Source organism: Roseivirga sp. UBA1976 (assembly GCF_002336325.1).
GTDB classification, from domain to species: Bacteria; Bacteroidota; Bacteroidia; order Cytophagales; family Cyclobacteriaceae; genus Roseivirga; species Roseivirga thermotolerans.
Genome location: NZ_DDDQ01000102.1, coordinates 1 through 12,633 on the forward strand (window position 1 = coordinate 1; position 12,633 = coordinate 12,633).

General features: G+C 40.9%; 8 protein-coding genes. 6 read left to right on the forward strand and 2 right to left on the reverse strand.

Annotated elements, in window-relative coordinates; translation table 11 throughout:
• The coding region (locus tag B3763_RS10160; RefSeq protein ID WP_286746184.1) for an ABC transporter permease at window positions 1-999 on the reverse strand (999 nt) is incomplete at its 3' end.
• A 79-nt stretch (window positions 1,000-1,078) separates the two neighbouring features.
• Entirely contained in the window at window positions 1,079-3,442 is a 2,364-nt protein-coding gene (locus B3763_RS10165; protein ID WP_286746186.1) for an ABC transporter permease, read from the reverse strand.
• Between the two features lie 929 nt (window positions 3,443-4,371).
• Here B3763_RS10165 and B3763_RS10170 point away from each other — a divergent pair.
• The 6 genes from B3763_RS10170 (at window position 4,372) to B3763_RS10195 (ending at window position 12,508) form a co-directional block, all read left to right on the forward strand.
• A complete protein-coding gene (locus tag B3763_RS10170) occupies window positions 4,372-4,659 on the forward strand; it encodes an endonuclease domain-containing protein (protein WP_286746188.1) in 288 nt (95 codons plus the stop codon).
• 800 nt (window positions 4,660-5,459) lie between these two features.
• The gene (locus tag B3763_RS10175) at window positions 5,460-6,836 is read left to right on the forward strand and encodes a sigma-54-dependent transcriptional regulator (RefSeq protein ID WP_189631263.1); all 1,377 of its coding nucleotides are present in this window, start codon (window positions 5,460-5,462) and stop codon (window positions 6,834-6,836) included.
• A complete protein-coding gene (locus B3763_RS10180) occupies window positions 6,826-8,163 on the forward strand; it encodes a sensor histidine kinase (RefSeq protein WP_286746190.1) in 1,338 nt (445 codons plus the stop codon). Before B3763_RS10175 ends, B3763_RS10180 begins: the two co-directional genes overlap by 11 nt.
• Before the next feature lie 393 nt (window positions 8,164-8,556).
• Window positions 8,557-9,660 (forward strand): DNA cytosine methyltransferase, encoded by a 1,104-nt coding sequence (locus B3763_RS10185; protein ID WP_286746192.1) that lies wholly within the window; start codon window positions 8,557-8,559, stop codon window positions 9,658-9,660.
• Window positions 9,635-11,497 carry an ATP-binding protein gene (locus tag B3763_RS10190; protein WP_286746194.1) on the forward strand — a complete coding sequence of 621 codons (1,863 nt, stop codon included), beginning with the start codon at window positions 9,635-9,637 and terminating at the stop codon, window positions 11,495-11,497. Before B3763_RS10185 ends, B3763_RS10190 begins: the two co-directional genes overlap by 26 nt.
• A 573-nt stretch (window positions 11,498-12,070) precedes the next feature.
• On the forward strand, window positions 12,071-12,508 hold the full coding sequence (locus tag B3763_RS10195; protein WP_286746196.1) for a putative toxin-antitoxin system toxin component, PIN family: 438 nt from the start codon (window positions 12,071-12,073) through the stop codon (window positions 12,506-12,508).
• Window positions 12,509-12,633 lie beyond the last annotated feature (125 nt).

The following is a 12,633-nucleotide window of genomic DNA, read 5'->3' on the forward strand; positions in this document are numbered from 1 at the left end:
GCAAATTAGTTGGGCTCTATAGGCACCCAAATCTTTTCTTACCCCTACTTCTTTGGCCCTTTTTTCCGATTTAGCAGTGCTAAGATTGATATAGTTGATACAGGCGATCAGCAAAATGAACAAGGCTATAGCCACCAATGAGTACAGTAGGTTTCTGGAAATTTTTTCCGGGTAGTCGCTCCCTTTGGCAGTATCAAAGTGCATTTCTGTAATGGGCTGAATGTCAAAGGCCATTTCAATACCTGCCGCCCTGAATGACTCCCCTACTTCATCATCGATATATGTATTCAATTTATTCAAATAGGCTTGTGCTGCACTTTCATCAGCTACTTTCACATAGGTGAAGTAGTTCATGGGAAACCATCGGTTAGAGGGCGGTTCGCCCACGGTAGACATAGACATGACCAGGTCGAAATGCAGTGAGGTATTGCCCTGAAAATCCTGGATAACCCCTGTAATCATAGCGTCTTGATTATTGATTTTTAGAGTGGTGCCAACCACATCGGTTGTTCGGCCAAAATACTTCAAGGCGGTAGACTCTGTCATTACCAAAGCATTAGGATCGTCTAGAGCAGTAGCCGCATGGCCCTCTAAAAACTTATGTTGAAACACTTTGAAATAACTGGTGTCGGCAAAGTATACCTCCGACTCAATGAACCGATTTTCACCATGTTCCACTAACAGCTCACGGCCTATTGACCAATCATAGACGAAAGTGATTTCTTCGATTTCAGGAAAATTTTGGTCTGAAATAGCTGTAATTCTGGCCGGAGTAACCGCCAGATCTTCTCTGTTTCCGTTGGTAGTAAACACGCTGCTCAGCCTGTATATTTTCTCAGATTCAGGATAGAAGCGTTCATAAGAAGCTTCGGCCTTCACATAAAGCATAATGATAATACAGGCCATTACGCCTACAGAAAGTCCTGCAATGTTGATGATGGAGTAGCTCTTTTGCCTTTTGAGCGACCTAAGTGCTATGTTGATATAGTTTTTGAGCATTTTTCAGTTTTATGTTTAATGTTCAAAGTTTAAGTCAAGCCGCATTGCACTTGGAACTTAGCACTTTGAACCGACCCTTTTATTCCGTTCTCAGTGCGTTTACCGGGTTTGCGTTTGCCGATTTTAGTGACTGAAATATGAGTATAGTCCACACCACTGCAATCAAAGCGATTAGCGGAGTGAGCATAGTAAATACACTAATGGAAATATTGTAGACAAAACCATCGAGCCATTCAGACATAAAATGATAAACCAAAGGCAGAGTGATTAAGGCTACAAGGAGAATTAGTTTGGTAATGCCACTGTTCAATAGCCAAATGAGCTGGCCGATGTTGGCTCCAAGTATTTTCCTGATGCCCACTTCTTTGATGCGCGATTCGGCAATGAAAATAGACAGTCCCAAAATTCCCAGCCCGGCAACAATTATGGCCAGTATGGTGAAGGTTGAAAACACTCTGGAAAGCTTCTCCTCCTGCTCGTACTTCTTTGCAAAAACATCGTCCAGAAAGTTATAATCAAAAGGATAGTCATTAGCCATGCTTTCAAAGGTGGCTTGCAGATGATCCATAGCCGCCCTCACATTTCCACCAGAAATCTTCACATAAGCATAGGTAAAGCCACTTTTAGAAGGCACAATCATTAAGGGTTTAATGGTTTCCCTGGCCGAGCCATAAATGAAGTCTTCCACTTGTCCTATCACTTTATAGCCACCAATGGTTTTACCAATTGGCGTATCCCATCCAAACTCTTCCTGTGCGGTCTCATTAATGATAATGCCTTTCCGATTCAGCTCTCCTTCAGAAGAAAAATCATCCCCTTCTTTAATAGTAAGGCCCAATCGATCTACAAAACTTGTTTCAACATTCATAAAGGTGATGGGCACGGGTTCTTCCAGTCCCTCCGGTTCCATGTATAAACTTGCACTACCATCGAAAACCGAAAAAGACGCTCCGGTGACCGATTCGATCGATGCATTTCTGGTGAGTTCATTTTTGAACGTTTCGTAATTCTCGGCAACACCCTTATCGGCCAAAGAAACGCCCACTATTTGATCATGGTCAAAACCAAGGTCCAGGTTAGACATGTGGTTGAACTGCTGCAGAACAATCATAGTCACAGAAATAAGACCTAAACAGATAAATACCTGAAAACCAACAAGAGCAGCTCTGAACTTCGCGCCTTTCTTGCCACTTGTCGCCCTTCCTGAAAGCACTTCAATAGCACTAAATCTGGACAAAAATGAAGCAGGATATATACCGGCTAAGAAGCTTACCCCCACCACAATGGAAGACAGGATAACGTAGCTTTCCAGCGCACCGTAGTCAACACCCACAGATTTCCCAACAAAATTGCTAAGTACGGGTGAACAGAGCTCTACCAAACAAATGGCAAAGACCAAACCGATGAATGTGATAATGAACGACTCGGTTAAAAACTGCCTTGCCAATTGAGTTTTATGTCCTCCAACCGTTTTCCGGATGCCAACTTCGCGCGACCTTTTGGAATACCGAGCTGTGGCTAAATTCATATAGTTGATAATGGCCACACCCAGAATAACCAGGGCTATAATCAAATAAAGCTGGGCCTTATCTTTTTCGCCATTTCTTCCAAAATAACCATGGCTCAAATCGGAAAAATAGATCTGATCTACGGGAAGTAACTTAGTGACCCGGTTACTTAAGTGCGGTTCCAGGGCTGCATTCATTTTAGCCTCTATGGCCGTCAAATCAAGGTTTGCTTCGCTTAGCTTTACATAGAGAGGAAATGCCGAAACCACCCCCCAGTCAAAGACTGTTTTCTTCATGGCAAAATTGACCCCTGAAAAGAAAGCATCATTGGCATTCTCAAAAGAAATGAGGTAATCGAAATCCACATGAGTATTATCGGGTAGATCCCGGAAAACACCACTTATCTGAAAAGAGCCTAACTCAACAATTTCGATAGTTTCTCCAATAGCAGCCTGAACAGAGCCATAGACCCTCAGAGCCTCACTTTCCGAGAGAAGTATGTCGCTCTTCCCAAGCTTTAGATTAGAAGAGCCCAAGGCAGGTTGAACATCGAAAAAGTTTAGTGTTTCGGGGTCTGTATACCGAACCCCATCAACCAGAAATCGTTGGTTGTTCATTTTAAGCACCTTCTTTTGCATGGTGCCAAAACGAGTACTAGCCATAATTTCCGGAACCTGCTCTACCATAAGAGGACCCATAGGCCCCATGGTCTGCATTTCAAAAGCGGGGATGTTATTGGTAGTGTCTTTTACATACACCTGAAAGATTCGATCTTTTTGACTCAAGTGTTCATCGTAGCTAAACTCAACCTTTACGAACAAGCTTAGCAGAATAAAGGCAGCAAGCCCAATGGACAAGCCAAATACATTGATGAAGGTATAACCTTTGTTTTTGAGAAGATAGCGGCTGGCCGTCTTGAGGTAGTTTTTAAACATAATTGTTGAAGTATTTTGACCGTTGGGCTCATACCCGTCAACTTCTTTCCAAGCAATATGCCAAACTTAACTAATTGATTTTCAGTAAATAGACACACCTCAGCTATTCAACACTATTCGCTAGCGAACTTTACCGTCCGCTGACGGACGGTAGTATTTGTGTATATTGTTGGAGGTGGGTTGATTTGTCCAGCTTTTACCTTAAACCTAAAGCCTGCCCGCTGGCAAAGGCAGAAGTTAGGGATAAAGACTAGTTTCATCGAAGACCAAGTCCCCTTTAGGGGATTTAGGGGTAAGAGTTTTATTAGAACGTCATTCCCGCGCAGGCGGGAATCTCTATTAAAACCTAAAGGCCAGATAGGGATTCCCGTTTTCACGGGAATGACGGTTAATCAAGCAATGGTAAAAGGCCAGAACTTAAAAAAGTTTAGAACTGCTAAAGTCGAAATAGATGAAATACACGATTCTAGCACAAGCACTCCCCCTTTTTTGAAAAGGGGGCTGAGGGATTAGATTCTAATGAAATATTTCAAAAGCCAATCCCTCTACCCCCCCTGCCTTTGCTGGCAGGCAGGCTTCGCCAAGGGGGAAAAGGAGGTGTCAGAGTAAGTGGCATCAGGAATAGACACTTAAGAGCAATGTATTTTTAGAAGTAGTCAGTTAAAATTAGTACAAACCCTCCCCCTTTTTGAAAAGGGAGGCATGGGGATTAGATCCTAATGAACTATTTCAAAAGCCAATCCCCCTAACCCCCCTGCCTTTGCTGGCAGGCAGGCTTCGCCAAGGAGGAAAAGGAGGTGTCAGAGTAAGTGGCATCAGGAATAGACACTTAAGAGCAATGTATTTTTAGAAGTAGTTAGTTAAAATTAGTACAAACCCTCCCCCTTTTTGAAAAGGGGGCCAGAGGGATTAGAAATGATAAACACATTATGAACACCTACAATAAACACTTAAAACACAACGCCAGAAAACTCAGAAATGAGTCGACACCAGGTGAGGCCATACTCTGGAAATACGTTCTCAGAGGCAAAGGTTTTTATGGACTTCAATTCAACAGGCAATTCATCATTGAAAATTATATAGTCGACTTTATCTGTCGGGAATTGAAATTGATCATTGAATTAGATGGCAAATATCATGATCAAATTACAAGAGAAGATGAAATTCGAGATAATAGACTGAAGGAACTTGGATACAGAGTGATTAGAATACCCTAGAAGTTGGTCATAGACGATGTAAATGCGGTCTATCATTACCTGAAGAGATTTGTGCCAAAAGAGATTTTAGATAGAAACAAATAGAGCCAATCCCCCCACCCCTTGCCTTTGCCGGCAGGCAGGCTTCGCCATAGGGAAAAACGGGAGTGCATAATTTAAAGACATTATAAAAACATGGTGAACCACAATAGCCGCTACAGATGAAATACACGATTCTAGCACAAACCTTCCCCCTTTTTGAAAAGGGGGCTGGGGGATTAGATCCTAACGAACTATTTCAAAAGCCAATCCCCCCACCCCTTGCCTTTACAGGCAGACTTCGCCAAAGGGAAAAACGGGAGTACATAACTTAAAGACATTATAAAAACATGGTGAACCGCAATAGCCGCTAAAGATGAGAAACAAGATTCTAGCACAAATCTTCCCACTTTTTGAAAAGGGGGCTGGGGGATTAGATCCTAATGAACTATTTCAAAGCCAATCCCCCCACCCCTTGCCTTTGCAGGCAGACTTCGCCAAAGGGAAAAACGGGAGTACATAACTTAAAGACATTATAAAAACATGGTGAACCACAAAAGCCGCTACAGATGAGAAACAAGATTCTAGCACAAACCTTCCCCCTTTTTGAAAAGGGGGCTGGGGGATTAGAAACTACTTTTAGGTCAATCCTCCCAACCTCCTTCGCCAAGGAGGATTATCCTTGCAAACATCATTCCGATCAATTCCACAGATGTTTATCTGCTAGTAATTTACCTTTTTGAAAAGAGAATTATAAGGATTAGAAGCACAGAAACTCAAACATGAAAACAGGACGCATACTCATTATAGACGACAACGAAGACCTGCTCAAAGCAGCTCGTATTTTCCTGAAACGCCATTTCGGGCAGATTGATCTGGAGAAGGACCCCACCCTAATTCCTGACCTGCTCAAGAATGAATCGTATGATGTGATTCTGCTGGATATGAACTTCACGCAGGATGTAAATTCGGGTCAGGAAGGCTTTCATTGGTTAGATAAAATTCTGGAGATTGATCCGTCTGCTGTGGTGGTGCTTATCACAGCTTTTGGTTCGGTAGATATGGCCGTTAGGGCTATCAAAGCTGGAGCTACAGACTTTGTGATGAAGCCTTGGGAAAATGAGAAGCTGCTGGCTACAATGCTTTCTGCCATTAAACTTAGGTCATCTAAAGCAGAAGTTCAGCAACTCAAAGACCAACAGGAACTTATGCGTGAAGAGTTAGACCATAAGTTCAAAGATATTATCGGTCAATCTCAGGCTATGATCAAGGTGTTTGATACCATTGATCGAGTAGCCGGAACCGATGCCAATGTGCTTGTTTTAGGCGAAAACGGAACGGGCAAAGAACTCATAGCCCGCGCTATTCACCGAAACTCCAATAGAGCAGAGAAACCTTTTGTCACAGTGGATTTGGGAGCTATTACCGAAACGCTATTTGAGTCGGAACTATTCGGTCATGTGCGTGGTGCTTTTACCGATGCCAAAACCGATCGTGCCGGACGCTTTGAGGTGGCCAATGGCGGAACCCTTTTCCTCGATGAGATTGGCAACCTCTCTCCTGCGCTACAGGCCAAATTATTGACAGCCTTGCAGAATAAGCGCATTTCACGAGTTGGTTCGAATAAGGTGCTGGATGTAGACATTCGCTTGATCTGCGCCACCAACATGCCGCTTTATGAAATGGTGCAAAAGGGGGAGTTCAGGCAAGATTTATTGTACCGAATCAACACTATTGAAGTAACCTTGCCATCACTAAAAGAGCGACATGAAGATATTCGCCTACTGGCAGAGCATTACTTGGAGCAGTTTGCTAAGAAGTACAACAAGGACATTTATAAGTTCTCGGAGGCCACAATAAAGCGACTGGAAAAGTACCACTGGCCTGGCAATGTGCGTGAGCTTCAACATGCTGTAGAAAGAGCTGTGATTATGAGCAGAGACAACATTCTGCAGCCGGAAGACTTCTTCTTTAACTCTTCAAATCAGCCAAAAGACCAAAGTGAAATCAATCTCGAGCAGTATAATCTCGAAGATGTAGAGCGAATCCTCATCCGCAAGGTCTTAGCCAAACACAACGGAAACATTACCCATGCCGCTCAGGAACTGGGACTTACCCGTTCATCTTTGTACCGAAGACTAGAGAAGTATGGGCTTTAACCGTTTTCGCTTATTTGTGCTACTGCGAGTGATTATTCTATTCATCACCGTTTCGGCCTTCGTTTACCTGATATTCTTCGATGAGAAGTACGTGACCACTGTGGTAACCGGCTTCCTGATCATCTTTGAGGTCTTTGAGCTTTTCAACTACATAGAAAGCACCAACAAGAAGCTCAGACGCTTTTTCGATGCCATCAAGTACAACGACTTCAACATGAGCTTTACCCATGACAATAAGCTGGGAAAGACCTTTAAGGAACTGAATATGGCTTTCAAAGAAGTGATTGATGCCATTTTGCTGGAACGACAAAAGCGTGAGGAGTTCTTTCAAGAATTACAGGTTGTGGTTGAAAATATTGCCTCGGGTATTGTGTCCATCGATGAAGAAAACAAAGTGAAGTTTATCAACCGTTCGGCTCTTAACCTACTAAACCTGAATAATGATAGAAATGTCTCCATCAATCGTTCTTATCCTGAAATCAGAGAGATTTTGAAGGAACTAGGTACGCATTCAAGAATCATTTACAAGACCAAAAATGGCAATGAGTTGGCGGTATTTATCAGCCGATATAAGCTAGGGAACGAGTCATTCCGACTTTTGGCCTTCCAAGACATTAAGGCTGAACTTCAATCGCGTGAGTTGGAAGCCTGGCAAAACCTGACCAAGGTGCTAAGGCATGAGATTATGAACTCCATTGCGCCTATTTCATCCCTCACCTCTACCCTGAAGGAAGTGATAGCCGAAGATGTGCAACGCTCACCCAATGCCAATCTCATTTCAGATGATAGCCTGGACGATCTTGAAGAAGGTCTGCGCACCATATCAGGTCGATCTGATGGGCTCATCAACTTTATCAATGCCTATCGCGATTATACCAACCTCCCAGAGCCAAACTTACAGCAGCGCGATATTAACAAAGTAGTCGAAAGTGCAGTGGCTCTGATGAAGAATGAATTCAAGGAAAATCAGCTGACACTGAAAGTTTTAAAACAAGAAACCATTGTAAACTTAGACGATCAGTTAATCGAGCAGGTGCTGATTAACCTGATCAAGAATGCTCGTGAAGCTATTGAAAATCAGCAAGATGGGAAAGTTGAGGTAAAAGTTGACTTTCGTGATGGACATACCAAAGTCTCAATTCAGGACAACGGACCGGGCATTACCGAAGAAGCCAAAGAGAAGATCTTTATGCCTTTTTACTCTACCAAAAAGCGAGGTTCAGGTATTGGACTCAGCCTCTCCAAGCAGATTATGCAGCTCCATGGTGGTGACCTAAGAGTAGAGAGCGAGATCGGTAAGGGAGCCTGTTTTGTTTTGAGTTTTTAGGATATCCATATATTAAATTTAGACGTCATTCCCGCGTAGGCGGGAATCTCCATCACTGGTCGAAGCGTTTCGCTTTGACCTTCTGCATCAAGTCATAGGGAGACCCTAAGACTAATTTGTAGGGGCGTTTATGATTTAGGTTTTTTAGAAGTTCAAACTTGTCCTTTCTTCAATGCATCACATTATAGTGCAAATATCGAATGAGTACTTCCATTTTACATCAAAACTCTATAGTTTACACTTATCTAAACTTCTCAAGCACACATTAAGCTTAATTCAAGACCGACATGTTGAAATTAAACTGTAAGTTGAATGGTGGCATATTATGTCAATTCATTGTTTAACATGATTTATCTTTGCGCTTTTTCAGTTTGTAGTGAACATTAACCTGATATGAACCCTGCTCTAATTAACCAAAATTTCAACTCTATTGCAGCCATCGACCTCTTCTGTGGAATTGGTGGTTTGACGAACGGACTTAGAAAAGCTGGCATTCCAGTATTGGCTGGAATTGATCAAGATAAGTCTTGTAAATATGCTTACGAAGTGAATAACGAGGCAGAATTTATTGGAGAGGATATATCAAAAATCTCAGGTGAGAGTCTAATTAACAGATACTGGAGAGATACTGATTTAAAAATATTAGTCGGTTGCGCACCCTGCCAACCCTTTTCTTCTCATTCGAATAAGATCCGAGAAGAAGAAAAAATTCAAGATATTAAATGGAATCTATTGTCTGAGTTTTTGAGACTAATTAGGGAGACTCAACCTCAAATTGTTTCTATGGAAAATGTACCCAATCTGTCTAAAAAGAATGTTTTCTTGGATTTTGTGAATAGTCTAAAGAAAGAAGGTTATCATGTACAACATCAAAATGTTTATTGCCCTGATTATGGTATTCCTCAAAAAAGAAGAAGACTTGTATTGGTTGCTTCGAAATTTGGAGCAATTTCACTCATTGAAAAGACACATGAACCCAAAAACTATAAATCAACATTTCAAGCCATAGGCGGTCTACAGAAACTAAAACATGGAGAAAAGTCTAGTGAAGACCCACTTCATTTCACAAGTAAACTAACAGATTTAAACCTAAGAAGAATACAGGCTTCAAAACCTAATGGCACATGGTTGGATTGGGATGAAGAACTTAGACTGGAATGCCACAAGAAAGATTCCGGGAAGACCTATAGTTCTGTTTACGGTCGAATGACTTGGCATGAACCCTCTCCAACTATTACAACACAATTCTACAACTTTGGTACTGGGCGATTTGGCCACCCAGAACAAGACAGAGCTTTGACCATAAGGGAAGCCGCTCTTCTTCAAACCTTCCCAGATAATTACGAGTTCGAAGACCCAAAAGAGCCCATATCCCTTAAAAGGATAGCAACGCATATTGGAAATGCCGTTCCAGTTGACTTGGGTTATGTGGTTGGAAAAAGCATCAAAGAACACCTCAATAAGCTCCAGAATGAAAGAATACGAATTAAATATTGACCCAAGAATATTAGAACTTCTTGGTCCAAACTTATATACCAACATATATTATGTTTTAGCAGAATTGATTGCGAATGCATATGATGCAGATGCACATAACGTATACATCATAGCCAATCCTGATAATATTCGGGTGGAGGATGATGGACATGGAATGTCTTATCAAGCTGGAGAAGTAAATAAATATTTAAATGTAGCAGGCGAATCAAGGTCATCTGAGCAAGACTCACATACTCGCTCTGGAACGAGGCGCAAAATGGGAAGAAAAGGAGTCGGTAAATTAGCCGCACTTTCCGTTTCTGAATCGGTCGACATTCTGACCATTTCCAGAGGTGAAAAATCTGGTTTTGTTTTAACAAGGAGACCGGAAGGGAAAAAACTTCAAGCAATAGAAGATGGCAATATTCAATTTGATTTTATCAAAGAAAATGGAACAGCCATTGTGATGAAGGAACCGGAATATCGTCTCCATTCTACACTAAATGCGGTAAAAAGAAATCTATTGAAGATTTTCCCGATAGTCAGCAAAGATTTTCGTGTACATATAATTCGAGGTAAGGAAGTCGAAATAATTGAAGATTTCGATAGAAATATAATGAAGGAATTGTGTGCTCTGATAACCCTAGGTGATGAGTTTGCACCTTTGACTGAACTAGTCCCAAAATTATTCGAAAGTAAGCATGAGGAGTTAGTAGAATCAAGGTCGCCATTTACAAACCCTATTGTTTTGAAGAACAAAGATGGCAAAGAGATTGAGTATGCTCTTGAAATTTTGGGTTGGATTGGCACTTACATCTCTTCAAGAGGGAGAAAAGCTGAGATGACTGATTTCCCAGACAATTTCATCTCCCTATTTGCTAATGGCAAGCTAGGAGAATTCAATATTCTCCCAAATGTAGGATCCAATAAACTTAATGAGGTTTACGTAGTGGGACAATTACACGTTGATTTGTTTGAGCTATCCGAATTACCAGACATGGCTTTGAGCAATAGGCAGGGTTACAAGTCTGATGACCCCAGGTATGAAAAAGTAAGAGATCATATCCGATCAACCTTGTTGCCAGACATTCTTAAAAGAAGAGAACTCTATTCAGATTTTACAAAGGCAAAGAAGAAAAGGAAGAAACTAGAGGAGCAAAAAAGAGATGAAGAAAGGCTGAGACAACTAGTGGATAAATTTAGAAATAATATTAGTCAAGGAGCTGCACAGACCATATCGCAATTAGGAGTCAATGCTCCACTAGATGCTATAGAAGCCATAATTAAAGAATCCATAAACAACAATACCCCTGAATTAGGATTAAAGTCAGTCGTAGACTCCCAAAAGAAAAAGATTCTTATAAGTCAGACTTACTCCGATAAATCACTCGCTGACATTGTCTACAGTATGTTGAACTTCAATAATGTGCCATCAGAGGATATCTTATATACAAATTGTGATGACGAAATTTGTCGTATCCCTGAAGGAGTATCTATCTATGATTATTTGAGAGACTTTTTTGTTGAAAGCTATTCTACCGAGAAGATTTATGTCCTCTTTATTACAAGTGAAAACTCTCAAAAATCTTGGGGAGCGATAACAGAAGTAGGTGCCTCTTGGATAACTCAGATAGATCATAAGATATTTAATATTCCTCCATTTAGGCCAGAACATCCTTTAGACGATGAATCACAATGGCACAACACAAATAGAAGTGGGTTTGATTTATCTATGTCAAGATTAAGTGCAGACATTTTTTGTCAGAAAATTGAAAATCTTTGCGATCAATTAGGTTACTCTAAAAGGACTAGATATGAAAATAAGGTACATCTTGCTACTCTTGTTGCAATTAGCTAAATACTAATATAATACGTTAGAAGAAACGTTTTACACGAGCCCCCCAACTGGTCGAAGCGTCTCGCTTTGACCTTCTCCTTGAAATCTTAGGGAGACCCTAAGACTAGTTTTGAGACGTTAAAACCCGCCCTCATACCACGATTGCACAAATAATTCCCCTCTTCCCCTTCCTTTAAAAATTCACACCTGCTATTTTGCCTATCAATGAATTGGCAGCCATTACGCAGCTCCCTGAGCGGAGATTTATATACTGACGAAACCCACAGAAGGCTCTATGCTACTGATGCTTCAGAAATATAAGAGAATCCATAACTCATAATTTTCGTAGATTTACTTACTACTCACAGACCATGAAGAGTTCAGGTTTAAGTTTATGAGAATAGAAAGAACAAATAATGAGATACTTATTCGGCTATCCGCTAAGGAAAGTACTAGTAGCATCCAACGTCTATTAGACCTTGTCGAATTCTGGGAGATAACTTCTGAAAGTAGAGCAACAGAAAAGGATATAAACGATTTAGCGGCCAAGTCCAAAGAAGATTGGTGGTCTAAAAATAAGAATCGCTACATTAAATGAATGTTGTTGTAGACACCAACATAATCTTTAGTGCGATCCTAAGTTCTAAGGGTAAGATTGGCAATCTACTTTTAAACTCAGTAAACAGATTTGAATTCTTCACAACTTCCTATTTGTTGGAAGAACTAGATACCCATCATGATAAGCTCAAAAAGATATCTGGAATTAATGACTCAGATATCAAGTATTTGAAACGTATCCTTTTTAATCATATCGAATTCATAGACCCTAATCTTATTCATCCAGACAACTGGCAGAATGCTTATAATTTGGTAAAGGATATTGATGAAAATGACACCCCATTTGTCGCGCTTAGTTTGGAAATTCAGGCATATTTATGGACTGGTGACAAAAAGTTAAATAGAGCCTTAAAACAAAAAGGAGTTAACTGGATTCTAACAACCAATGAACTAATGGAGATTCGAAATAAATAATTCCCCTCTTCCCCTTCCTTTAAAAACTCACATCGGCTATTTTGCCTCTCAATGAATTGGCAGCCATTACGCGACTCCCTAAAAGGAGATTTATATACTGACGAAACCCACAGAAGGCTCTATGC

Coding starts and splice junctions, on each gene's coding strand:
- B3763_RS10170 (WP_286746188.1), top strand. CDS start 4,372: ATGAACACCTACAATAAACACTTAAAACACAACGCCAGAAAACTCAGA.
- B3763_RS10185 (WP_286746192.1), top strand. CDS start 8,557: ATGAACCCTGCTCTAATTAACCAAAATTTCAACTCTATTGCAGCCATC.
- B3763_RS10165 (WP_286746186.1), bottom strand. CDS start 3,442: ATGTTTAAAAACTACCTCAAGACGGCCAGCCGCTATCTTCTCAAAAAC.
- B3763_RS10190 (WP_286746194.1), top strand. CDS start 9,635: ATGAAAGAATACGAATTAAATATTGACCCAAGAATATTAGAACTTCTT.
- B3763_RS10195 (WP_286746196.1), top strand. CDS start 12,071: ATGAATGTTGTTGTAGACACCAACATAATCTTTAGTGCGATCCTAAGT.
- B3763_RS10175 (WP_189631263.1), top strand. CDS start 5,460: ATGAAAACAGGACGCATACTCATTATAGACGACAACGAAGACCTGCTC.
- B3763_RS10180 (WP_286746190.1), top strand. CDS start 6,826: ATGGGCTTTAACCGTTTTCGCTTATTTGTGCTACTGCGAGTGATTATT.